The following is a 23,578-nucleotide window of genomic DNA, read 5'->3' as shown; positions in this document are numbered from 1 at the left end:
TCTCGTTAGCCGTTAATCTCTTTAAGCCTTTCCCTTTCTATAGGATGTGGAAATATATTCGATGCTTTACTATTAGGATCTAGTGCCGCTTTGATAGAAATGTACTCACTATCTTGCCATGCAAAAGGCTCCCTAGACATCTCAGTTAACAAGCCATCAAAAGGATCCAACGGTTGTTGATAAAATTTACAAACAGACCAGAACCTGGTACTGTATTCTTTATCAATAGATTTAGCAACTTTTAAGTTAAGTCTTAATTCTTCGTTTAAAACCCCTACCCTGTCAGCAGCATTTAAAAAGGCAAGACTTCCAGGTGAATTAGGTAAATTGTTCCACCACTGTTCAACAAGATGCCACCACCATCTTTTCCAGCCTTCACTAAATGGACCGGTAAACCTAAATTTTTCTAAATCTCTATTAATCAACTTTGTGAAATCTTCGCAATCAGTATCAACACCTAATCTGGCAGCTAAAAGCTTTTCATCGACCAATGGCCCCGCCTTTTCTAGCATCTCACGCATTATAAAACGAGCATACTCATGAACAGGTAAAGGGTCTTGCCTCTCACCAAAAAACTTGATTAATCTAGTATCTAATTGATCAATATCTGTGTCTGGCAAACAAAAGAACTTTCTGAGCTGAACTCCAACACCTTTAAGATTCTGTTTTATTTGATCAATCTTTATATATCCAACCGCTAAAGAGTAAAGCTCTAATGCTACAGTTTCAGATTTATCAACCAACTCCTCATCCTTTAAATATTTCTTATCAAAAAGATCATGACTTGTTGCATCATTGCTATATGAAAACTTAAGCTTTGGGTAAGTTGAACAAACTACAATTGGAACATCCCGAATCTCATTTTCAGTAGCCCTTGTTCTTAACTCTTGTGCCAAAGAAAACGCCCGATATTCAGCTTCAGACTTTTCATCTAACCTTAAGTCCAAAAGGAGACCATCATAGGTCTCGCCTTTAAGCCTTTCCAACTCTGCGCCAAACGATTTTGGCTTTACATGCTCAACTTGCAAATCTTCAATTTCATCAGACAACAAATCTACAATGTCTACTGTCTTCTGCTCCTCTTGGTCATCTAAGTATAAATATTTCATTGCTATATCTTTTCTAAATCTTTATCTGTAGCTTCTGGAATTTCTATTCTTATGCAAGTGCTATACCCAGAAGGTGCATCCATTACCTCAATATCACCTTTATATGCTTCAACTATATCTTTAACTATTTTAAGCCCTAAACCAGTACCAAGAATCTCGTCTTGCTCATCAGTTGCATGGCCAACTGAGGTTGAAGTTGTGTAGAACGCTTCAAAAATTTTATCTCTATTATCTTCAGGTATTCCATCACCATTATCTATAAATTCAAGGTAAATTTTTCCTAATTCTCTACCTATCTTTAAATGAATCTTACCTTCACCTCCTGCTCTTTTGATTGCTTTTAACGAGTTTGTATAGAGGTTATATAGAATAGTTGCCCATTCAGAGGAGTGCATCGGAATTGTAAAAAGAGAGGTTCCTTCAACTTCTGGTTCCTGTATCTCTACATCAAATTGATCCTTATCTAATGAAATAACTTTAAAAAATTTTGCAACAACTACAGGAACCTCCTGAGGAATAAGTTCTCGAGCGACATTTTCAGATACCGTTTTGTCGAAATAAGAAGTATAGATACGTAGAGATTGAACGTTACTGTATAGCCTGTTTACTCTCTCTTGATAAACGGGATCATCTTTGAATTTTTTTGCCAAAAGTTTAACAGAAGCATGAATTGATGCTAAGTAATGACGGATTTCATGAGTAAAGATACCAATAGACAAGCCTAAACTAGCTAGAACTCTTAATACCCCCACTTCTTTAAACTGTATTTCTTCTTCCTTTTCTTGTTCGACAATCACCTCTTCTAAAGATGAAATAGTTTTTTCAAATGTTTTACTTCTATTAACTAATTCTATTACTAATTCATCCTTCGATTTATCAGAAAAGTTCTCAATTAGCTTTGTTCTGTTTTCTACACCTTCATTCTGCTTCTTGAGTTCTTCTGTTATAGTTCTTAAAATTCTAATAGGCTTCTCATATCTTTTCTCCCAATCCTTCTGTCCAGTTCTGATTTTCCTATCTCTAGCATTTCCAATTCTAATGACGCCAGTAAGTAATCCACGATAAACAAAGTCTCTTAACTCATCAAAGCTTTCTGTTTCTAATAAACCTTCTCGACTAGATGTTTCTTCAAAATATAAGCCCTCTGGATCTTCTACCTCCACAAAACCAAAAAAAGCTGCGTTCCCATGAGGTGGCAAGATAGACCTTCTCTTTTCAGATTCATCAAGCCCTAGCCAGTCATCAAATTCTTCTCCATAAGGCATTACCCTGAACCCATTTCGGTAAAGTCTTATTCCTCCAAATTTAGCAGAAATACCCCTTAAGCTTGCTTTTTGCTGGTTCGGAATAAATTCAGGTGCATTGATAAAATAATAAGCTTCAAAGTCAACATTTTTCAGGCTGTTGTACTTTTCGTCTGGTTTATCTTTTGAAGCACCTAATCGAACTGTTTCATTAATGTCTAGCCTTTCACTTATTATGTTGATGTAGCTTTCTCCTTTATTACTGACACTCCCTTTGAATATACCAACAGCATAGTCTAAAATCATGCTTTTATCATCAGCAATCACATGCCTATCTGAGCCCTCTTCTTTAAAGAAGCTTGCCTTAAATCCAGGATCCTTTAGATATCTAACTCTTTCTTCATCTTCAGTTGCTTTTTCCTTCGAGAGAGGAAAAGGCTGTATCAAATCTGAGACGTACCGATATACTCTTTCGATACTTAGCCTAGTCCATTTATCCCTCAGATCATCAATAATTAAAGTCGTACCCTGTTTTTCTTTTTTATCAATAACTTGTATGCTGTTACTAATGGAGAACAAATCTTTATCACCAGAATAATCATTCCAATCAATCATCACCTTCAATCCCTTATCGGAATCAGCTTTCTGAGTAACAATAGTAAATTTTTCACCAAGCCTCTGCACAGAAAACCTTCCTATACCTTTCCGGCCTGCTCTGCTTCTCTTATAAACTGGTGACTTTGGATTATGAACTTTATCAGTAGATGATATTTTCATAAATCCTTTTACCAACTCCTCTTTTGTCATACCTATACCATCATCAATGATAGTAAGCGTTCCACCCTCCTTATCCGTGTTGGAAAATATTAGATTTACCGTCTTAGCATCTGCATCATAGGCATTTTTTACTAATTCAGCGACAGCAGTCTCTTTCTTCCCAACCAATTCTCTTCCTAATCTATCTACAATTCCAGCATCTACAGAAAACCTAACGTTACTCTTATCATGAGAAGCTAAATCAGCTGACAGTTGCATAATTTTAGAATAGTTGTTGGGCTCATTTTCAAGAGTTAATGTTAGCTCTTTTCTTAGTTGCTCTTCCGTTTTCATAAAGAAGTTGAAAATATAAGGGATGCCAAAAGTCTAAATTATTCAGGACTTTAGCACTTGGTTTACAAAACAGAGAAAGCCAATTAGCGAAACTAACTGGCTTTCTCTGCTTTTAAAAAAAAAACAATATATTAAGTAATATTAACAATTACCTTTTAGTTATTGAATTTGTCACCCCTCAACTCATTTATCTGCTTCACCAAATCCTGTATCGCCTTATTAGCATTGGTAAGCAGCTCAACCTTCTCGCGCTCACTTTGCAAAAGCTTCTCGAAAAGCTCAGCGACCTTTTCAAGTGGGTTGTTATTGTTGTTATATGTTGCTTGATAATTCTGATGACCATTGTTTGCAGCTTGGTCATTAAAAGTCATATTCGTCTGAATATTATAAACAGCCTTCTCCTCATCAAAGCTTTTGATAAAATCAGCCGTCACGCCTAAACCTTTCGCCAGTTTCTCCAGCGTTTCTTCCGGCATGCTTTCGCTCTGCTCCAGCTTGGAGATGTTCTGCTGGCTCATGCCCGTAACATCAGCCAAAGCCGTTTGCTTCATGCCTATAATCTCGCGCACACGCTGTACTTTCCTGCCCAGGTGCTGAGTCCTTTTTGGTTTTTCATCAGTGGCTGTAAACATGGCTTCTCAATGTTATGATGTTTTGCAAGTGGTAACATACCACTACTAAGTGGTTAATTACCAGCACTTTTATTATATCTTAAGTTGTGATAGTGATATCTTCGTGAAGGTACAAAAAATAGCTGAATTAGCTTATTGCCTGAAACACAAATTGGAGTGTTTTTATGCTCCTCCTATAAAGTAAAATACAACTACTTGGTAACCAGCAATACCCTGCCTGTGCCAAGGCTCCCAATACAAAACAGTCATGAGATACAAGTATAATCGCTTAGAAGTGCTCAAAAATTTCCGATCGGTAGTCGTACTTGCGCGCTTGTCTCCTGGCTCTTTCTCCGAAGTACAACTCCGCAAAGACTTTGCTACTATAAAAGCAGGTTGCCTTCAGTTCTTTTCTCATGTAGCAATGTATTTCACCACTGCCCTAACTTGGGCTCTCCTCATCAAGCCGCCAGACTGAACCTCCCTCCTCTTTTCTGCCCCTAGTCTGGTTGCGGCTCACACCATGGCGGACACCCTTCTGACACGGCAGCTAAACGGCTATCTTCCTGCCAAAAAGTGCCGATAGAAATCCTGTTGCCTAAAATTCATAAAACCCTAACACACAAATGGAAACAATCAAGTTCGACCAAAACCAAAAGCTACTTACCACCCCCGAGGAGGTAGTTGCTGATTTCTGCACCGCCCCTAACCGTGATGAAGCCCTGGACGACCTCTGGGTGTGGCTACATCCTGTACTTATGGATGCTTTCAGGGAACAGAACAATGCTCGGCTGGACCAGCTGGTAGCCTTCTACAATAAGCTGGAGCAGCTCATCAACGTTTTCTACTTTACCCGCAAAGACCGCAGCCTGGTTTAGATTACCTGCCATGATAATACTATCCTCTCTAGCAGAGCATCATCCCCAGGACTGGACCCTGCTTATATCACCTCCCGAGTGAGATAAACATTCCCCTTCCCGCCACACGGCAACACAGCTTACACGTGCCTAGCGGACACCTTTGTGCCTTTTCCCCTTCCTGCAGCTCAAAACTGGTTTTGTGTTGCCAGGAACCCTTTTGCCCAAATTTTACCATCAAACCTATTTACACTATGTCGCAAAAACCTATTGCTCCTGTTACCAAAGACCCGGTCCAGGTACTAGGCCAATTCTATAAAGCTTACAGCGAAGACGAGGCCCAGCGATCTCTCTGGCACCTGTTCATGCTGGCGGTAAACGGTAGCTTGCGCGAGCTCCAGCCTCAGCATACGAACAAACTCATAGCCTTTCATGAGAGCCTGGAAGAGGTTGTTTCAGCCATATACCAGCTACAAGACAAGTTAGCGCCTTCTAGCTGTGCAGTCTCCGCCATTGTGCAACCCTCACTTAACTCGAAACCATGACCATAACATTAAAAAAATGCCTCCCAGGGCTTCTTTTGCCCATTATTTTCCTCTTACTGGCTCTGCTGCTACAACTGCTGCCAGGCTTCATCCTGTCTGTAGCAAGCGCCCAGGACAGGCTGGTAAACGAAGAGGGCCTCTTCCTCGGGCAGAGCCTGCCTGATGTCAACATACCACATCTTCTTAACCACCCTGCCCCTACCGCCAGGCTTTCAGACTTTAAAGGAAAGTTGCTGCTGCTCAACTTCTGGGCCACCTGGTGCAGCACCTCCAGAGGGTCGATTCCCAGGCTGGAGGACCTGCAAAACCGGTTTGGGGACCAGTTGCAGGTACTGCTGGTGTCCAAAGAAGACAGGGCGAAGGTGCAGGCCTATTACAAGAGCCGGGAAAAAGAAGGTAAGACCTCCCGGTGGCTTCCAACCGCGGTGGAGGACACTCACCTGTCCGAACTCTTCCCCTACCACCTGGTACCACACGTGGTATGGATCTCACCCGGCGGTAAGGTAATGGCCATTACCAGCGAGTACCACGTCACTCCCGAGAATGTCCGCCAGGCCCTAAAGACAGGCACTCTGTCCGTTCCTGTAAAGAAGGACATTAGTCTACAAAGCCCTCTTTTCGCAGATCGTGACCTTCCTGCCGGTAACCTCGTCCATTTCTCTGTATTACTCAAGGGAAAGATAGACGGTTTACCAAGCGGCACCAGGCTCCGGAAGAAAGGGGACACCGTGGTAGGCAGGGTGATGACAAACAAGCCCCTGCTGGACCTTTATGAAACGGTGGCCCTGCACCAAATACCCTCCTACAATCAGAACCGCCTGGTACTGGAAGCCCGGAACCTTGCCGCCCTGCTACCCGAAAAGTCAGACCTCAGCCACGCGGAGTGGAAACGTCAGCACCTCTACAGCTACGACCAGATCGGCCCAGTATCTGAGGCAGAAGGCATGTACGGGCGCATGCTGTCAGACCTTAACCAGTACTCCGGCTTCCATGGGACCATAGAAAAGCGTCCCCTTACCTGCCTGGTTTTGAAGCTATCGGGCAGCCCCCGGAAGATCAAAACCAAAGGCGGGCCACAGATAAGCACACTCTATCAGCCGGGACCTAAGCGCATGCGCAACGCCCCGCTTTCCTTCCTGGTCAACCAACTGCTCAGTGAGGAGGGCATTTCCTACCCAGTGCTGGATGAGACAGGGTACTCCGACCCGGTGGACCTGGACATCAGCTCTGACCTGGCGGACCTGCCAGCCCTGCGGAGGGAGTTGCAGCGCTATAACCTGGAGCTGGTGGAGGAGCAGCGAAACATTTATGTGCTGGTGATCCGCGACAGGCAGGACACGCCGCCCCAGTAGGACCAGCTATACACATACCTCTCTCCCTTTCACATTTAACTATTTCTAATCATCTAACTCAATCAACACATGAAAAGAGTACTACTCCTTTTGTGCCTGCTGGGCTTTATGCTCCCGGTCCTGGCGCAGCAAACCTTAAGCGGCAGAGTCGTTTCCGCCGCCGATAGCTCACCCCTGCCCGGGGCAACCGTTAAACTAAAAGACAGCAACGCAGGCGTGACCACAAACGCGGAAGGGTTTTTCTCCCTTCCTGTTAGCAAAGACAAGCTTGTCCTCGTGGTCTCCTTCGTCGGCTTTGCTCACCGGGAAGTGCCTGTAAACCTCCCGCTGGAGGAGCCGCTCGTGATAGCCCTTTCTGAAGACGACCGCAACCTGCAGGAAGTGGTAGTTTCCACAGGGTACCAGAATATTCCGCAGGAGCGCGCTACCGGCTCTTTCACGCAGGTAAGCAACGCTACGCTGAATGAACAGGTAGGTCCTGACGTGCTCAGCAGGCTGGAGTCAGTGGCCAACGGCGTAACCGTAGACCGGGCGGGCCTGGAGGATCAGCTGATGGTGCGCGGCCTCAGTTCCATCAACGGCCCCCGCTCCCCGCTCATCGTAGTAGACAACTTCCCGTATGAGGGCGATATCCGCAACATCAACCCCAACGATGTGGAGAGTGTCACGATTCTGAAGGACGCAGCCGCCACCTCTATCTGGGGGGCACGCGCCGGGAACGGTGTCATCGTCATCACCACGAAGAAGGGCCGCTTCCACCAACCCCTCACTGCCACGATCAACGCCAACGTTACCCTTAGCGCGAAGCCGGACCTCTCCTACCTCCGCCAGATGAGCTCCTCTGACTTCATTGACGTGGAGCAGTTTCTCTTTGACAACGACTACTACAGCTTCATGATTGGGGGTTACGGCTACCCGGTGCTCTCGCCCGTGGTGGAGCTTCTGGACAAAAAAGAGAAAGGTACGTTACCCGCCGATGAGGTGGAGGCCCGCATCAACGCCCTGCGAAACATAGACGTGCGGGATGATTATGAGCGCTACATCTACCAGCGTGCCCTGCGCCAGCAGTATGCCCTGAACCTGCAGAGCGGGTCTGATGTGCTGGCCTGGAGCCTCTCCGCAGGCTATGACCGGAACGTTGACCAACTGGCTGCCCAATACGACCGCCTGAACCTGCGCTTCCAGACCACCATTCGCCCGGCCAAAGGCCTCACGGTGACAACAGGAGCCTACTATACACAAAGCGAAAGGACCGGTGGCAAGCCCGGCTACGGGGAGATCGGACAGGCAAATTACTACATCTATCCCTATGCCCGCTTTGCTAATGAAAACGGCTCCCCCCTGCCTGTTGCCCGGGACTATAGCCAAAGCTATAAGGATACGGCAGGTGGGGGGAACCTGCTGGACTGGAACCTCTACCCCCTGGAAGACCATAAGCACGTGCAGGACACGCGGGACGTGCAGGACGTACTGGCCAACCTGGGAGTGACTTACCGCTGGAAGCATGGTCTGAGCGCTGAGGTAAAGTACCAGTATGAGCGCCAGCAGTCAGCCCGCCGCCTGTTGCAGGACGAGGGTAGCTACTATACGCGCAACCTTATAAACCGGTACACTCTTCTGGATCCTGAAACAGGGGCTTACAAGTACACCATCCCTCGCGGCGCCATCCTGGACAGGACACAGAGCCTGCTGGAGTCGCAGAACCTGCGGGGCCAGCTCAACTTTGACCGTAACTGGGACAGGCACATTCTCTCGGTGATTGCGGGAGCAGAAGTGCGAAGTGCCCTCACCGTGGGCTATACCAGCAGGCTCTACGGCTATAGGCCGGATAACCTGACCTTCGGGAGCGTGGACTATACCATCCCTTACCCGGACTTGGTGACCGGCGCAGAGCGGTATATCCCCAATATGGCGGATGAGGACGAGGTACTAAACCGCTTTGTGTCCCAGTACGCAAACGCCGCCTATACGTATGGTGGCAGGTACACCCTGTCGGCCAGTGCCCGACGGGATGCCTCCAACCTCTTTGGACTGCGCACAAACGATCTCTGGACCCCCCTCTGGTCTACGGGTCTTGCCTGGGATGTGTCTCGTGAGCCCTTCTACAAACTGGGCTTCCTGCCTTACCTGAAGCTTCGCTCCACCTACGGCTTTAGCGGCAATACCAACCCGGCCTTTACCGCTGTCTCCACCATTACCTACCCGGCCAGCTCTCCTTACACACAAATGCCTTACGCCCGGTTCTCAACCTTTGCCAACCCGGACCTGACCTGGGAAACAGTGGGCATGTGGAACACGGGCCTGGACTTTGCCATCAGGGGGAACCGGCTCAGCGGTAGCATCGAGTACTACCAGAAGAAAGCCCATGACCTCTTTGCCATGTACCCGGTGGACTACACGACCGGCGTAGGCGATCAGGTCATGCGAAATGTAGCGGAACTCAGTGGGCACGGCATAGACGTAGCCCTGAACAGCATCAACCTGGACGGTGCCTTTCAGTGGACTACTCAGCTGAACTTCAGCCACAGCAAGGACGAGATCACAGACTATTACCTGGGCACGCCTCTGGCATATAATCTCGTGACGCCAGGTTACCTGGTAACAGGGATAGAAGGAAAGCCCGCCTACTCCCTCTACTCTTTTAAGTGGGCGGGACTGGACCCGCAGACAGGGGATCCTCTGGGGTACCTGGACGGAGAGGTTAGCAGCGATTACTTCTCCATCAACTATGGGGAGGCTAACCTGGATGACCTGGTTTACCACGGCTCTGCCATCCCCACCTTCTTCGGCTCCCTGGGCAACACCTTCTCCTGGAAGGGGTTCTCCTTAACGGCAAGGCTCAGCTGGAAGCTGGGCTATTTCTTCCGGGCCAACTCCATCAGCTACTCCACGCTGTACAGCAGCTGGGGCGGCCACTCCGATTTTGCGCAGCGCTGGCAGAAGCCGGGGGATGAGCAGCATACGAATGTTCCCTCCATGACCTACCCGGACAACTTCGCCAGGGACTCCTTTTATGCCGGATCAGAGGTACTGGTAGAGAAGGGAGACCACATCCGCCTGCAGTATGTCTCTGCCAGCTATACACTACCGGCAAAAGGCACGAAACAGGGTGCCCTCAAAGACGGACAGGTGTATCTCAACCTAAGCAACCTGGGGATTCTCTGGCGTGCCAACAGCCGTGGGCTGGATCCTGACCGCTACAACTTTAATGCCCTGCCCGATCCACAGAGCATTTCCCTTGGCTTCAGGGCTACTTTTTAACAACCATCATCAAAGAACAATACCTTATGAAACGTTTACAAATTCTAAAAAGAAGCATGTACGCCACGCTGCTCGTAACATCCCTTTCATTGGGTGGCTGCGAGAGCTTTCTGGACGAGAAGCCGGACAAGGCGCTGGCGGTGCCTACTACCCTCTCCGACCTACAGGCACTGCTCGACGACTACAACAACATGAACAACGATCACCCCGCCGGCTCTGCCGAGACCAGCGCGGACAATTACTTCCTGCCTTCCGCCACATGGGCTTCCATGAGCAACGAAGCAGAGCGTCGGAAGTACACCTGGGAGAAAGACAATCTCTTTCGTATCGGATATCGTCCGAATGACTGGTACGAGGCTTACCAGACGATATATTATGCGAACACAGTGCTGGAAACTGTTCCTTCGATTGAGCGGACGGCAAACAACGCTCAAACCTGGGATTACGTGAAGGGGCAGGCGCACTACTACAGAGGGCTTACCTTGTTGACAGCCGCCTCTATTTGGGCACAGGCCTATGACGAGCAGACAGCAGGCAGCGCACTGGGGCTCCCGCTGCGCCTGGGCACTAACTTTAATGAAAAGCTGGTCCGCGCAAGCATCGATGAGACATACATTCAAATACTCCAGGACCTGAAGCAGGCAGCTGCTCTGCTTCCCGAAAGGACAACGCACGTGATGCGGCCTTCCAGGGCGGCGGCCTACGCTGTGCTGGCCAGAGCCATGCTCTACATGAGACGCTATGAGGAGGCTGGCGCCTATGCGGACAGTACCCTGATGCTCAACGACAAACTCCTGGACTATAACACGCTCTCAGCCACGGCAGCGTACCCTTTGCCCAAGTTCAACCCGGAGGTGCTGCATGAAAGCATGACGGGAGCTCCGCAGCCCCTCTCTACCAGCCGGGCGCGTATTGACACCCTGCTCTACAAGAGCTATGCGGATGATGACCTGAGGAAGAAGCTTTTCTTCAAGAAAGCTTCGGATGGCTACTACTCTTTCAAAGGGAGTTATGAAGGAAGCTCCAGCCTTTTTACAGGCGTTGCCACTGATGAGGTTTACCTGATACTGGCCGAGAGCCAGGCACGGCGCGGAGACGTGACAAGCGCCATGGCCACCCTGAACACACTGCTCCGAAACAGGTGGCGCACCGGCACCTTTACAGACTTGGAAGCGGGCTCTGCGGATGAGGCACTGGCGCTTATACTGCAGGAAAGGAGAAAAGAACTGCTGATGCGCGGGCTGAGGTGGATGGATATCAAACGGCTGAACAAAGAGGGAGCCAACATAACACTAAAGCGCGTCATAGAGGACAAAGACTATTTGCTCCCCCCAGGGGACTTGCGCTTTGCACTGCCTATTCCAGAGGATGTGATTGAGCTTTCAGGAATGCAGCAGAACCCGCGCTAGTAGGAACTGCCGGACAGAAAAGGCCAGGAGGGGAAGTTCCCTCCTGGCCTTTTGGCTGCTTAGTCACGCTGGCCAACGGCTTCATCCATGATCTGCTCCGTTGTTCTGGAGTTCAAGTAGCTCTGCAATTGAGACTGACTCGTAGCCTCTGACAATATACTGCACGGCAGCGAAGCACTGTCTTCGCATCCCTCTGGTACTGCAGACAGGGAATAAAACGAGGCTGTCTTAACTTGATTGATGTCAGAGCCTGTGAAAACCCACTCCTGTGCTACTGGCGCTTTGAACGCCACTGTGCCTGCTGCCACTACAACCGCAACGATGGCCATGGCATTAACTTTAAATCTCTTCATGATTAAAGAAAGGTTAAGTATAAAAATGACTTATATTTATCTGCCGCCACTTGGGTAGGCAGCTTCACCTGAGGCGGCGTCTCCCCCGGAGTCACCACTTCTTTTTTGCTTCCACACAAACACCCCAACACCTGTCAGGATCGTAAAGAACAAGTTAAACAAAAGGTGTCCCTCCCAGCCCAGCTGACTGATGACACCACCACAAGCACAAGGAACATCATCCCAGACTCCCACTACAGCCAGCCCTACATATCCTGTAAAAAGGAGCATTAACAGGAAGGAAAGCCAAATCCCTACTCCCCTAAACCGCTGAAAAAGCAACAGTCCTGCGGCTATCAGTTCTATCAAGGGCAGGCCCCACACCAGGAATCCAGGCGTCCAGCTTGGCAAGGGCTGCCGATGTAACTGTTCATGGAAGGCGTTAAACTCCTGGAGCTTACTAACGGCCGCGTATACCCATAAAGCTACCAGCAGAACAGAAATCAACTGAATGACAAAGTTTTTTTTATTCATAAATGACTACTTGAATGCTAGCTTGCTTTGGCTCGGAGACAGAGAAAAGTGCAACCCTTTCTAAACATTAAAATTCGCTGTGTCTCCCTTTCTTTAAGTTAAGATAAAGGTAAAGAAGAGCTAGGAATTTACTATTTACCCTATGTTATATAGTCAATTATGGAAGGTTAAAAAAGTGATTCACATGAAGATTCCCGGTGCCACGCTCCTAAGGGTGACCATTGTCTTTGATGAGACGGCTGAGCGACTGCGGGGTGATTCCCAGGAATGAAGCAATGACCTCTTTCGACACCTTTTGCTCGATTCTCGGGCAAGTACACAGTAAATCCACATAGCGTTCCCAGGCAGAACAGGTAAGTAGGTCTAAGGTACGCTTCTTATGGTAAGCACTATAGTGCAGTGCAAGCAAGCGTACCAGGGCCTCCGTGGGGGGATACTTTTCAAAGACCGTATTTAACTGTCCATACGAAAGAGAGAGCAACTTGCTTCCCGGTAGCACCTCCAGGTACAGGTCCGAAGGCTCTCGAAGAAAAAAGCTGTTGACTGCCACGGCAAAGGACTGCTCATCCCACAGAAAGATGGTTATGTCCCGCCCTGTCTTTGCATCATGATAGAAGCCTCTGGCAAAGCCTTCCACTACAAAATAGATATGTTCTGCGTGCTGCCCGGCGCTCAGCAGCAATTGCCTTTGGGCGTAATGACTGACAGCAATATGCTCACGAAGGTAACCTTTTACCTCCTCCAACAGGTCCTTGTCTCGCAGGCTACCGGGAAGCGGGCGCATATTGCCCACTGCCTGGCAAAGTTTTTCTATATCCATAAGCTGTTAAGTTTGGTTTCAGTTGAAGTAACAAAGCCCTTTGCGTAGGCTTCAGAAAGGGCCGCGGATGTAACACGCCAGACTGCTTTAAGCATAGAGCAGGATTAGCAGCTTTAGGGATTGAGCAATATCCTGTGTTTCTAGCAGCTGCAAAACGAAGACAGGCACCAAAGCAAAGGCCTGCATGAAGGGTACATCTTCCGTCACATCACCTCATAAATAACCTTAGAAAAGCCTAAAGCCGGGCACTAAAGTTTAGACATCAATTTATAACCCAAAGTTGAGCCTTGAGAAGACAAATTGCAATGTTTCTGTTCCCATTGCACAGTGTGACTTTTCACATGCCTTGTAAGAAATGACTGCCTCGAACACTTCTTTACTAAGCACAACTCCATTCTCCAGAAGTGGCTGGAAACAACTAACGAAAGGCACAGGCTAAGCTAAGAGAAAAGCCATCGCCTTATCCTGAGGGTGGGAGTAAGATCTTCAATCGCGAAAGCTGCTACGAGCGGAAGGCAGGGCCGATCAGGAAGAGCCCGAGGAACGAGGGCGGCTGGCTGCGCGGCGGCTGACCCGCAGGCGAGCATAACGTGGGATGCGGCTGGGCTGTAAGTGCTATGCAGCTTGTCGGAACAGGACTTACAGCACAGAGAGAGCAGCCGTGAGGAGCAGCGCAACGTGTGGAGACAGCCAAAGCTTTACTGCCACGGCTGACTTAAGGAAGCGGTGGCAGTAAAGCGGCAAAGCAAGACCGAACGAGGCACGAGTGAGCCGAAGGGAAGCCTTGCTTTGTTGGCTGACGCAACTAAGTGAGCAGCACACGAACCCCGCTATACCACTCCACCCAAACTTGAGATATAGAAGGAAAGTAAAAGTTGCTAATCACGCCAGTTGGCATAGGTTTCTATATTCATTATCGCTCAAGCCAAAGCACTAAATAACAGAGGAGCAGCACGACAAAAATACCTATAATAATGTTTGATGTGCTATACATGAAAGAATCGCTTTTGCTTAATTTTCTATTCCCTGTCCACACCTCTTTGAAGCTTTTGGTATCCTCTCCTTTAAAGAAATTAATGACAACTGTAAAACACCATCTTGCTAGTGCACCTATAAATTCTAAAAATATAGAACCGAAAAAGCCTTGTAACATAACCTTAAATCTTTAGATCAATCAATCATCATTACTGATTTCAGATGCCGACTGGATAATACCAGTAGATAGTCCAAACCAATCTTGAATAACATATTTGTTTAAACCTCTATTAATGTAACCCCTCAATTTTGGTGGAGCTTTTAAAATCAAAGTCCCTTTAAATAATTTGCTAAACTGAGCTGCATTTAAGCTTTTTACACCGGAAAGCTCAGAAACCGGTAGAACGCTTACTAAAGTGCTTACTCCTGCATCAGTAATTTCATTAGGAGTAGTTCCAGACCTATCCAAATGCATTCTGTTTTTCCCTAATTGAAAAGTTACATAAACATCATCTGCAGTTTGATAAGACATTTCTGCTAACTGCCTTATACCTATTGGTAATTTAGCAATCTTATTTTTTAACTTACCAAAAGTGTTAGGCTGGTAAGGCTTAATCTCTCCTCTATTTATAGTTGGCCATTGCTGGTTATTCTCTCCTCCTGTAGAATTTGACCCCATAATCCAATCATTGGAATTGTTGCTCTGTTGTGACTGTTCCGACTCCTCCGCTTGGTTATCAGGCGTGATAGTAACTTCATTTAATTCAACTACGTCACTCTCAGTATTGAATGTTTTCCAATTCTCAGAATTCATGTTGTTCACGCGGATCGTATCCATCCCGAAGGGATCTACATAGTTAAGTGGATTATTCATTACATAGTTGTAAGGCGTCAGATCCCAATGTAGATCAGCCAGCGGGTCCACCACATGCCACCTGCCGATCTGGGCATCGTACATCCTGGCACCGTAGTCGGTCCAGCCAAGTCCCAGCTCGGTCTGCTTCTCCTTCCCGTTGTACTGGAAGAAGTGTGCACCTGCACCAGTTTTGGCCTATGGTGCACTTGCCCTTATAGCATACTTTTCCCCAAAGAACGTCCGGCTCTTAAAACCTACTATAAATATAGTGAAGTCTGTATCCATTCCTATACCTGATCAAAAAGGTACACCTATGCCCTATACCTTGGCTGGCATGCCGAACACCAGCTTACATTTAGCTGTATGACGCAGTAAAGCAAGGGGGTATCACGTTTTTCTGGAAAACGGAATACCAGCGGTAAAATCTTGCTCTGTTGCCTGTATTCGCAGTTTTTACCTGATTTTGGCGTTCCACTGGTGTTCCCTGGCGTTCCATACTTTGCTTGTCGCGGTCTTAGCTGTACCTTGTGTTCCTATCTTTCACTCCGGCTCGTATGTGATTTTTCACACTGCCATACCTATTTTACCCGTCTGCTACAGGTATAATTGGCTGCTTTGCCCTAAGATGGTAATTTACCAGCGCGTACCGCACCCAAAGCCGTAGTATTTTACTTGCCTGCTGTTTTCTTACTCAACTGAAAACGCTATATTTGGTACTATGGAAGCAACTATGAAACCTTCGCATATCGGTCGCAAGATCAGCCGCATCCGTGAACTCCGTGGAATTAAGCAGGAAACGCTTGCCCTTGAGATGGGTGTGAGCCAGCAAACTGTTTCCCGAATGGAGCAGAGCGAGAACGTGGAAGAGGAAACGCTGCAAAAAGTAGCAAAAGCCTTAGGCGTACCTGCAGAAGGTATAAAGAACTTCAATGATGAAGCTATTCAAAACATCATTGCTAATTCCTTTACCAGTCATGACAGCTCAACAATCAATGCGATAAACATTAGCCCTACATTTAATCCACTTGATAAAGTAGTAGAGCTATACGAGCGCCTGCTGGAAAGTGAGCGTGAAAAGGTGGAGCTTCTGAAAAAGATGATCAAAGAATAATAGCACCAAAGTATAAGGTATAGAGCCCAGCCTCAATAGGTTGGGCTTTTTTGTATCTATACCTTACCTGAACGAGCAAAGTATATGTATAACCTTGCCGCGTTCAGTCGGGCCAGCGGCACGGCTGGACGTGGCAAGGCTCCTGGGGTAGAAGGGGCCGGAATAGCCCCTTGGCCTTTGTGCGGCTGGCTGATCAGCTGCTATCAAGTATAACTCCAACTATAAAACTCCAACTATAAAACAAAAAGCCCGCGGTTGATTCCGGGGGTTGGGGGTAAGATTTCAAAGCGCGAAGCCGCTGCGAGCGGAAGCCAAAGCCAACCAGGAAGAGCCCGAGGAACGAGGGCAGCTGGCTGTGCGGCGGCTGACCCGCAGGCGAGCATAACGTGGGCTGTGGGTTTTGTTTTTTCACCTTCCTGCCGGAGGCATTTAACAACTCTAAAAACAAAAAAGAAACAGCCGTGAGGAGTACCGCAGGCTGGCAAGCGAAGGCAAAAGCAAGGCCGACCGAAGGGAGCTTGTACAGCCTTGCTTTTGCCGGAGAGCAGTCTGGCCGAGGACACGGACGAACCCAGCTTATCCTTCTGACATCCAATTACCTTGATAAAGTGATTGATTATGGAGTAAATCAGTTCTTGCACCTTCAGACAAAATATTTTCAGGCCATGTCCTGAATTTAATTGATGCACCTCCACCAATGGTTTGACCAAAATAATGTGAAAAATCGATTAAACGATTATCGTGTAGGGCTAACTTTTTAAACAATTTCGAAAGAAAAGCACCAATGGGAGTAAAATTTTTATAAGGCTCCGTATTCACGGTGTAAGCTTCTCTTTCAGAAAAGCCATAACCAGTTTGAGGACCTGGCATCCATTTATAGAAGTAATTCCCGGATTCTTGATAAGTATAAAAATTCATTGGGAGCTTATAGGAGGACCATAGTGCTAAATCACTTACACAAACAAAATCTAACATTTCTCTTGGATGTGTTACAAATAATCTGTCGCACTCGTGGAGTTTCTCCTCTATTACATTCTTTGGCTTAGACTCAGCTCCTTTCCAAGAATGAGAATGTGCAAGTAAACCATAGATGATAGGACTGTATATTTCATCTCGGTAATTACCCTGCCTTATATTCAAAAGATTTCTGACTTCTACTGAGTTCTGAACAGTCTTCACGATATGGCTAGCCTTCAACGTGTTTTTACATTCAAATGCTGCTGCTACGCCTGCGGTCAGATAAAGCTTTTTATCAAGCAAATGTTTAGGATAAAATGGACGCAAAATGATTACATCAACTTGAGGGCTCGCTACTCCCTTCTCACTTAATAGCCTCCCTTTTGTAACAACCTGATAGTCTGCAGGCAACCAATTTTTAAATATTGAAGCCCAGTTTTCTTCACCTTGATCGCCAGCAGTTCCTTGATCTTCAGTAGAGCGCTTTTGTATTCTGTTATATTCGTCACCCATCTCCCTTGTGAGGGACAGCATGAAATCGACAAGATCATTTGTTTTTCCCATTGGTTTTTAAAAACATATTTTAGATTGGAATATCCTCATTATTTTCAGTACAATATCTAATGGAAACAGGTTTTCACAAATAAAAAGGTATGTGATTATTCTTTAATTAAAGAAGTATATATTTATTCTGTCATTTACTCACCCCGTCTTCTACTAAATGTTATTTCAAATGAAAAGGGAATAACCAAGGAAGTAGCTATGAGCCGAAGGGAAGTTTTGCTTAGTTGGCTGACGCAACTAAGTGAGCAGCGCACGAACCCCGCTTAACCTTCCTACGGCCCGTCAAGCAGTAGTGGCCCATGCCCCTCGGATGGGTGGCTACTGTTTTGGGGCTGATTTCTGGAAACGAAGCCAAATACGCAACCTCCGGTGAAAAAAGAAAAAGCCCGCTCTGGTGGGAGTCGGGCTTTCTTTTTGCATTGCTGGCGATAGTTTACCTCACCGGAACGGAGTTCCTCCTGATTCATTCAAAGTCGGTAGTCTCCTTCCAGAAGACTACCGACAGCAGGGGCCATATTTTTTCATATAAAGTTGGAGTGGTCAATATTTTGTAAAAACATATGAGACACAAGGATCACAGGATTTAAAAATCCCTTTTTCGTAAGCTTGCTTATGTATCTCGGGAAGCTTCTTATATCTTTTTTTTCTTTTCCTCTCAACACGCCTTGGAGTTATAAAATCATAGGTACTGCTTAACATTATTACAACCTCGATTTTATCACATTCATCCACAAGCTCTATGGTTGTTGGTTCCATGCCAACACCCTTGAACAATATTTTTTTCTCAGAAACGGGGATATCTATTTTGAAAAACCCGTTTAAATCTGTCATACCCACTTCAACTGAATCATCAATCATAATGAACACCCCAGGCAAAGTTTCTAAATGCTCTGAAATAACCCTTCCTTCAATAGTTTTACTCTGAGAGTAAACGCCACATATTGAAGCAGTGAATACAATAAATAGAATTAATAATTTTTTCATTTCGTAGTTATCTTTTCTTCCTGGGAACTCTATACTCATGGGTATAGTCATATTCTGCTGGTTTCTTCTGGCCTTGAATTCTATACAGAATAATAAAACTTGCGTTAGGTATAAACGGCTTATCATTTTGAAGGGCCGTAACGTCTTGTGAAAGATTGGGTGCTGATTGAGTTGCACCTAATTTACCATCAGGATGAGTATGGAATTCTTGTAAAACACCACCAAAGGAAAAATTACCTCCATATTTTTTTTGTAATGCACCAAGTGTACCATAAGATTCGGTATTTGAATTATTCAAATATTTTCCTAATACCATATCTGTAACATCTCCGGAAGCATTAGATGAATACGAGAAACCTTTAATCTCTTTTCCAAGATACTCTGAAAGCCCCATTGTAAAAGATTTAACCCCATCTACAGTTGCTTGTCCTTCTCCGCCAACCTCTATAACCTGATCATCTGTCTTCCAGTTCTGTCCATCGGCCAAAATGCCTTGTTCGATTCCTCCCATAGCAACTTTTGCTTCACCATTCTTTTTGTACTTGACCTCTCCTTTACGATTTGTTTTCAGTATTCGATCCGGTTCATCATTTGCTTTGCCTACTTGAGCAACTTCACCTGTCTTTTTGTTCAATGTAAAATCTGTTAGCCCAGTAGGATCGATCCTATTGATCGGGTTATTGCTTACAAAATGGTATGGTGTTCTATCGGGTGCAATATCAGCTAAGGGGTCCACGACATGCCAACGCCCTATCTGGGCGTCATACATCCTGGCCCCGTAGTCCATCCAGTTCAGCCCCAGCTCCGTCTGCTTCTCCTTTCCGTTGTACTGGAACTTGTGGTCCGGCGTTCCCTGCTTCTCCAGTCCTACGAGGTTGAGCCCCCAGGGGTCGTAGTGGTTCTCCTGCACCAGCATCGGGCTTGTCACCGACACGCTCATGTCGTCGAAGTAGGCCTCCTCCTCACTCTCGTTGGCCACGTATACCTCGGCAAAGCCGTCCTCTTCTGCGGCGTACGCCAGCTCCAGCTCCTCCCAGCCCCCGTTGGCCTCTGAAGACAGGGCTCTGTAGCCGCTGTCCACGTAGTTGGAGTCCGAGTCATAGACAATATAGCGAAGGTAAGCCACAGGCGCACGCTTTTCCCTCTGCAAGACAGCCGGGGCCATCGCCAGCCCTACCCCCAGCAGAGGCGAGACCGCCGCCTTCCCCTGCCCGGCCTGCTCCCCCGCCACGGCCTGCGGGGCCGTCAGCGCCACGCCCGAGGCAAGCCAGGAGGCCAGGCTGAAGGCAAGGCTCTGCTTCCTCTCCGCCTCGTACATGCCAAAGGCCTCCACCCGCAGCGTGTCCCCCTTCTGCAGGGCTACCCTTTTGGAAGGGCCCAAGGGCCTCCCCCTGCCCACGCCCAGCAGGGCCGAGTGGCTGCCCGTGCGCGCGCGCATCCGGTCCTGGTGGCGCGTCTGCTCCACGTTCTCGAACTCGGCCTCCTCGGTGGTGGCCATCATCGGCTCCATCGTCAGCCCGCTGGTGGTCGTGGTCGGCTCTGCGAAGCTCACCCTCAAGTTGCCCAGGTGGTCCTTCAAGTGGTACTCGTAGCGCCACACCTGGTCCGTCATGGGCTCATAGAGCGCCCTGCCCTCAGGGGTGAAGGCAAAGAGCGTGTCGGCCTGGTGCACGAACACGCCCGCATAATCCGTGGCCGAGGTCAGGGCGCTGTTCTGGTAGACTTCCTTCCTGAGCTTTACGCCCGCCGCCGAGTAAAGGTAGCGAATATAGCCTTTGTCCTTTACAAACACGGTGTCGGGCAGGTTCAGGTGGTTGTAGCTGACGCTCGTGATACCCTTGTTCTCGTCACGCACCATGTTGCCGTTGGCGTCGTAGGCGTACTCCCACGAAGCCTGGTTGCCCTCGGCGTAGGCCTTCTTTGTGCCGTTGTCGCGGAAGTCCCCGGCAGGACCCGTCACGGTCACGGCGTCGTTGACGGTGGCCAGCCGGTTGCCCTCGTAGACGTAGCTGAGCCGGTCCACCTCCCCGAAGGCGCGGGGAACGCTTCCGTCGTAGGCGTGCCCCGAACTCATCCCGTGCCGCACTAGCCCCTTGATGTTGCCGTTGGCGTCGTAGGACAGGCCCTCGAGCGTGTAGCGGCCCTGCTCGGCTGTCCAGCCCGCCCCGTCATAGGCCTTGTAAGTGCCGGACTTGAGGCGGCTGGCCCTGTCATAGGCGTAGGCGTAGCCCCGCTGTACCCCGTCGGTGGCCGTGCTCCACACCGCCTCCGTGACATTGCCATTATACTGCGCCCCGGCCCCCAGCTGCATACCCTCGTTGTAGGTGAGCTCAAAGCCGAACAGGTCCCCGCCCTCGTCGTTGGTGGCCCCGTCGCTGGTGCGGGCGGCGTTGTTGATGGAGCTTGTCCAGCCACGGATGTTGTAGCGGTAATCGACCGACTGCAGGAAAGAGCCACCGCCGTCGGTGGAGTGCAGCCCCTTGTCCACCAGCTGGCCCGCCTCGTTGTATTTGTTGCTGGCCAGCAGCACGGCCCCTCTGCCGTCGATGGCCTGCCAGCTCTCCAGCAGCCGGCCCATGTGATCGTAGCGCATCGAGTCCAGCACCGCGTGCGTGCCCGAGGCGGCCCGGTGGGTGGTGAGCGTCTCCAGGGGCTTTCCTGTAAAGTCGTAGCGGGTGGTCACCCGGTCCGCCTCCGCCAGCACCGCCCCTCCCACATAACCGTCGGACACAGTCTGGATCAGCCGGTACTTGTCGTCGTAGTAATTGACGCTGGTGAGCCAGTCGCCGGTGCCCAGCACCCTGGTGCGCGTGCCCGTCACCTGGCCCCTTACCCGCTCGTTCTTGCCGGCCATGCCCGCAAGCGCCGAGCTGTCAAAGGCGTAGGCCGTGCCGAAGGGAGAGTAGTCGTCGTAGTAGGTCACCGTCAGCACGTCCCCCTCCGCGATGCCCATGCCCTCTGGCGAGGAGCCGTTGAGCGTGTAGCCCAGGAAGGAGGCAGCGTCTGGCGACTCGTAGAGGCTTGCCCCGGTGAGCGCGTCCACCTTTGCCTGCAGCGTGTCCCTGCTGCGGCTCTCGGAGACAACTCCTGTCATCACCGGCCGGCCCAGCACATCGTACTTGACAAAGGCCCACTCGCCCCTATCCTTCTGGTTGGCGTCCCGCGTGAAGACCGCCTCGTCTCTTTTGTTGTACACCGTCTCCACCGGCCCCGCCCCCGGCACCTGCTTCTCCACAAGCCTTCTGCGGCCGTCGTAGGCGTAACGGAAGCACCAGCGGGAAAGGAAGACTGAGTTAGGCTCCAGGGTGACTGTGCCCGCCGCATCCGCTGTCGGCAGATGATTACGGTAGCCCTCGGGCTGGATCACTAGGCGCAGGTTGCCCAGAGCGTCGTAGACGTACTGCGTGTTGGCAAAGAGTGGCTTCGCTGAGGGTTCGGTAGTCTGAGGCTGGCACACCGGCTCGGGGCTTCCCCCATTATAGCGGCTGGCCACCTCCTGCGCCGTCAGCGCCCTTTTGTACAGGGCCAGCTCGTCTAGGTCGCCATTGTAACGGAAGCCAGGGTAGCGGTCCAGCCAGCCCATGTTTACCCCTACTGTGGAGGCGAAGCCCGAGCCGGAGTAGGTCATGGAGACCTGCTGCACCAGCACCCCGTCCACATAGAGCAGGTTCTGCTGCCCCGCCCCGTCCCGCACGGCCACCACCTGGTGCCAGGCACCGTCCGTAACAGAGGGGTTAGCAGCCGCGTCGCCTATAAAGGCCCCCCAGCCCTGGTTGTCCTTGAGCTGGAAGCGCGCCTTTCCTGAGGGCTCCACGCCTATCCACCAGTGGAGGCTGCTCAACCCAGCCTCCACCGCGTCTCGCCCTATCACCACCTCATTGCCGGCCGGGGCTCCTGAGCGCCTTACCCACAGCTCTATTGAGAAGCTGGAGCCGGCCGCCCAGTCGAAGGCCCCCGCGTCCGCCGACAGCCCGCCCGTGGCGTCGAAGCGCAAGGCGCTACCCGCCGCGCCGTCTGCCACTACTATGCCTCCCGAGCCGCTGGCCACCAGGCCCTGCTTGGAGTCTACGTAGTCCTGCTCATAGCCCCAGTGCAGGTCCACGCCCTCGGCGCAGGCCAACACCGGCTCCTCTACATTCCCGGCTCCCTCGCAGTAGTCCATGCCCTGCCCGCCGTTGTAGTGGGCGGAGGCCTCCTGCGAGGCCAGGGAGCGGGAGTAGAAGGCCAGCTCGTCCAGATCACCATTGTAGTGGTAGCCTGAGCTGCGGTTTAGCCAGCCAATGTTGAGGGCCGCCGCCGAGGCGAAGCCCGCCTCAGAGTAGTAGATGCCGGTGGCTTGGTCGGCCACCTGGCCGTCCACATAGATGGTGTTGGTCTTGGCCCCCTCGTTGCGCACGGCCACCACATGGTGCCAGGTCCCGTCGGTAACGGAGGGCCCGGCGGCACCCAGTTCATAGCCCCAGCCCTGGTTGTCCTTGAGCTGGAAGATTACCTGGCCAGAGGTGTTGAGGCCCAGCCACCAATGCAGGCTCCCCCCCGCCTCCATGTCGTCGCGGCCCACGATCACCTCGTTGCCCGCTGGTGCCCCGGACCTTCTTACCCACAGCTCTATTGAGAAACTAGAGCCCGCAGTCCAGTCGAAGGAAGCCCCGCTTGCCGATAGGCCCGCCGTGCCGTCGAAACCCAGCCCCTCGCCCAGCTTGCCGGTGACAGGGGCTGCCCCCGTGCCGGAGGCGGTAAGGCCCGACTGCGAGTCGGTAAGCGAGCCCTGCCCGAAGCGCCAGTACTGCGCCAGCCCCTCGGGGCAGGAAGCAGTCTCAGTCGTTGACCCTGATTCCTGGGTCCCCTGCAGGTCCGCCCCCTCGGCCTCCTGCACCTTCTTCTGCACCACCCTTCCCTGCTTGTCCTTGTACTCCACCGTGAGGGAGCCGTTCTCGTCACGGGTCT

At 49.8% G+C, this 23,578-nt stretch carries 18 protein-coding genes and 1 pseudogene; 7 read left to right on the top strand and 12 right to left on the bottom strand.

The features are described 5' to 3' along the window. Positions 1–5 precede the first annotated feature (5 nt). The 4 genes from CHB92_RS17150 to CHB92_RS26310 all read right to left on the bottom strand — a co-directional run bounded on the left by CHB92_RS17150 (position 6) and on the right by CHB92_RS26310 (position 4,492). A complete protein-coding gene (locus tag CHB92_RS17150; RefSeq protein WP_089320469.1) occupies positions 6–1,109 on the bottom strand; it encodes a hypothetical protein in 1,104 nt (367 codons plus the stop codon). Between the two features lie 2 nt (positions 1,110–1,111). Then, positions 1,112–3,463, bottom strand: a complete 2,352-nt coding sequence (locus tag CHB92_RS17145; protein ID WP_089320468.1) for a sensor histidine kinase — start codon at positions 3,461–3,463, stop codon at positions 1,112–1,114. Positions 3,464–3,618: 155 nt separating this feature from the next. Continuing rightward, entirely contained in the window at positions 3,619–4,095 is a 477-nt protein-coding gene (locus CHB92_RS17140; protein WP_089320467.1) for a helix-turn-helix domain-containing protein, read from the bottom strand. Between the two features lie 268 nt (positions 4,096–4,363). After that, positions 4,364–4,492: a hypothetical protein gene (locus CHB92_RS26310; RefSeq protein WP_258179091.1), complete on the bottom strand. Its 129-nt coding sequence runs from the start codon at positions 4,490–4,492 to the stop codon at positions 4,364–4,366. A gap of 208 nt (positions 4,493–4,700) precedes the next feature. On the opposite strand from CHB92_RS26310, the gene CHB92_RS17130 reads away from it, so the two are divergent. The 5 genes from CHB92_RS17130 to CHB92_RS17110 all read left to right on the top strand — a co-directional run bounded on the left by CHB92_RS17130 (position 4,701) and on the right by CHB92_RS17110 (position 11,498). Continuing rightward, positions 4,701–4,952 carry a hypothetical protein gene (locus tag CHB92_RS17130; protein WP_089320465.1) on the top strand — a complete coding sequence of 84 codons (252 nt, stop codon included), beginning with the start codon at positions 4,701–4,703 and terminating at the stop codon, positions 4,950–4,952. A gap of 233 nt (positions 4,953–5,185) precedes the next feature. After that, the gene (locus CHB92_RS17125) at positions 5,186–5,476 is read left to right on the top strand and encodes a hypothetical protein (protein WP_089320464.1); all 291 of its coding nucleotides are present in this window, start codon (positions 5,186–5,188) and stop codon (positions 5,474–5,476) included. Next, on the top strand, positions 5,473–6,828 hold the full coding sequence (locus tag CHB92_RS17120) for a redoxin domain-containing protein (RefSeq protein ID WP_089320463.1): 1,356 nt from the start codon (positions 5,473–5,475) through the stop codon (positions 6,826–6,828). Before CHB92_RS17125 ends, CHB92_RS17120 begins: the two co-directional genes overlap by 4 nt. A 69-nt stretch (positions 6,829–6,897) precedes the next feature. Beyond that, positions 6,898–10,089 carry a SusC/RagA family TonB-linked outer membrane protein gene (locus CHB92_RS17115; protein ID WP_089320462.1) on the top strand — a complete coding sequence of 1,064 codons (3,192 nt, stop codon included), beginning with the start codon at positions 6,898–6,900 and terminating at the stop codon, positions 10,087–10,089. Positions 10,090–10,115: 26 nt separating this feature from the next. Then, positions 10,116–11,498: a RagB/SusD family nutrient uptake outer membrane protein gene (locus CHB92_RS17110; RefSeq protein ID WP_089320461.1), complete on the top strand. Its 1,383-nt coding sequence runs from the start codon at positions 10,116–10,118 to the stop codon at positions 11,496–11,498. A 59-nt stretch (positions 11,499–11,557) separates the two neighbouring features. Here CHB92_RS17110 and CHB92_RS17105 read toward each other — a convergent pair whose 3' ends face one another. From CHB92_RS17105 to CHB92_RS26465, 5 genes and pseudogenes are all read right to left on the bottom strand, one after another. Further along, a complete protein-coding gene (locus CHB92_RS17105; RefSeq protein WP_089320460.1) occupies positions 11,558–11,851 on the bottom strand; it encodes a hypothetical protein in 294 nt (97 codons plus the stop codon). A gap of 36 nt (positions 11,852–11,887) precedes the next feature. Beyond that, positions 11,888–12,364 carry a MauE/DoxX family redox-associated membrane protein gene (locus CHB92_RS17100; RefSeq protein WP_089320459.1) on the bottom strand — a complete coding sequence of 159 codons (477 nt, stop codon included), beginning with the start codon at positions 12,362–12,364 and terminating at the stop codon, positions 11,888–11,890. Positions 12,365–12,572: 208 nt separating this feature from the next. Continuing rightward, positions 12,573–13,184, bottom strand: a complete 612-nt coding sequence (locus tag CHB92_RS17095; RefSeq protein WP_089320458.1) for a Crp/Fnr family transcriptional regulator — start codon at positions 13,182–13,184, stop codon at positions 12,573–12,575. Between the two features lie 1,174 nt (positions 13,185–14,358). Continuing rightward, the gene (locus tag CHB92_RS17085) at positions 14,359–14,973 is read right to left on the bottom strand and encodes a hypothetical protein (protein WP_245842674.1); all 615 of its coding nucleotides are present in this window, start codon (positions 14,971–14,973) and stop codon (positions 14,359–14,361) included. 33 nt (positions 14,974–15,006) lie between these two features. After that, positions 15,007–15,180, bottom strand: a pseudogene (locus tag CHB92_RS26465) (RHS repeat-associated core domain-containing protein); the annotation flags it as partial. A gap of 553 nt (positions 15,181–15,733) precedes the next feature. On the opposite strand from CHB92_RS26465, the gene CHB92_RS17080 reads away from it, so the two are divergent. Continuing rightward, on the top strand, positions 15,734–16,126 hold the full coding sequence (locus CHB92_RS17080; protein ID WP_089320455.1) for a helix-turn-helix domain-containing protein: 393 nt from the start codon (positions 15,734–15,736) through the stop codon (positions 16,124–16,126). 576 nt (positions 16,127–16,702) lie between these two features. Here the strand turns inward: CHB92_RS17080 and CHB92_RS17075 are convergent. Further along, complete coding sequence (locus CHB92_RS17075) at positions 16,703–17,647, bottom strand: DUF6602 domain-containing protein (protein WP_089320454.1); 945 nt, start codon at positions 17,645–17,647, stop codon at positions 16,703–16,705. Positions 17,648–17,946: 299 nt separating this feature from the next. Here CHB92_RS17075 and CHB92_RS17070 point away from each other — a divergent pair, with 299 nt between their 5' ends. Further along, the gene (locus CHB92_RS17070) at positions 17,947–18,201 is read left to right on the top strand and encodes a hypothetical protein (RefSeq protein WP_089320453.1); all 255 of its coding nucleotides are present in this window, start codon (positions 17,947–17,949) and stop codon (positions 18,199–18,201) included. Here CHB92_RS17070 and CHB92_RS17065 read toward each other — a convergent pair. Further along, entirely contained in the window at positions 18,188–18,670 is a 483-nt protein-coding gene (locus tag CHB92_RS17065; RefSeq protein ID WP_106219147.1) for a carboxypeptidase-like regulatory domain-containing protein, read from the bottom strand. The two genes, CHB92_RS17070 and CHB92_RS17065, sit on opposite strands and share 14 nt — an antisense overlap. Then, positions 18,639–23,578: LamG-like jellyroll fold domain-containing protein (locus CHB92_RS17060; RefSeq protein ID WP_317044182.1), on the bottom strand; the 4,940-nt coding region annotated here is incomplete at its 5' end. The genes CHB92_RS17065 and CHB92_RS17060, both read right to left, overlap by 32 nt.

The organism is Pontibacter ummariensis, from assembly GCF_900188175.1.
In the GTDB taxonomy this organism is placed as follows: Bacteria; Bacteroidota; Bacteroidia; order Cytophagales; family Hymenobacteraceae; genus Pontibacter; species Pontibacter ummariensis.
Note: the sequence above shows the minus strand (reverse complement) of the source record. Positions and strands in the feature narration are given on the sequence as shown.

Coding starts and splice junctions, on each gene's coding strand:
- CHB92_RS17105 (WP_089320460.1), bottom strand. CDS start 11,851: ATGAAGAGATTTAAAGTTAATGCCATGGCCATCGTTGCGGTTGTAGTG.
- CHB92_RS17110 (WP_089320461.1), top strand. CDS start 10,116: ATGAAACGTTTACAAATTCTAAAAAGAAGCATGTACGCCACGCTGCTC.
- CHB92_RS17085 (WP_245842674.1), bottom strand. CDS start 14,973: ATGAATTCTGAGAATTGGAAAACATTCAATACTGAGAGTGACGTAGTT.
- CHB92_RS17070 (WP_089320453.1), top strand. CDS start 17,947: ATGCCCCTCGGATGGGTGGCTACTGTTTTGGGGCTGATTTCTGGAAAC.
- CHB92_RS17120 (WP_089320463.1), top strand. CDS start 5,473: ATGACCATAACATTAAAAAAATGCCTCCCAGGGCTTCTTTTGCCCATT.
- CHB92_RS17080 (WP_089320455.1), top strand. CDS start 15,734: ATGGAAGCAACTATGAAACCTTCGCATATCGGTCGCAAGATCAGCCGC.
- CHB92_RS17130 (WP_089320465.1), top strand. CDS start 4,701: ATGGAAACAATCAAGTTCGACCAAAACCAAAAGCTACTTACCACCCCC.
- CHB92_RS17145 (WP_089320468.1), bottom strand. CDS start 3,463: ATGAAAACGGAAGAGCAACTAAGAAAAGAGCTAACATTAACTCTTGAA.
- CHB92_RS17100 (WP_089320459.1), bottom strand. CDS start 12,364: ATGAATAAAAAAAACTTTGTCATTCAGTTGATTTCTGTTCTGCTGGTA.
- CHB92_RS17140 (WP_089320467.1), bottom strand. CDS start 4,095: ATGTTTACAGCCACTGATGAAAAACCAAAAAGGACTCAGCACCTGGGC.
- CHB92_RS17125 (WP_089320464.1), top strand. CDS start 5,186: ATGTCGCAAAAACCTATTGCTCCTGTTACCAAAGACCCGGTCCAGGTA.
- CHB92_RS26310 (WP_258179091.1), bottom strand. CDS start 4,492: ATGAGAAAAGAACTGAAGGCAACCTGCTTTTATAGTAGCAAAGTCTTT.
- CHB92_RS17150 (WP_089320469.1), bottom strand. CDS start 1,109: ATGAAATATTTATACTTAGATGACCAAGAGGAGCAGAAGACAGTAGAC.
- CHB92_RS17075 (WP_089320454.1), bottom strand. CDS start 17,647: ATGGGAAAAACAAATGATCTTGTCGATTTCATGCTGTCCCTCACAAGG.
- CHB92_RS17095 (WP_089320458.1), bottom strand. CDS start 13,184: ATGGATATAGAAAAACTTTGCCAGGCAGTGGGCAATATGCGCCCGCTT.
- CHB92_RS17115 (WP_089320462.1), top strand. CDS start 6,898: ATGAAAAGAGTACTACTCCTTTTGTGCCTGCTGGGCTTTATGCTCCCG.
- CHB92_RS17065 (WP_106219147.1), bottom strand. CDS start 18,670: ATGAGTATAGAGTTCCCAGGAAGAAAAGATAACTACGAAATGAAAAAA.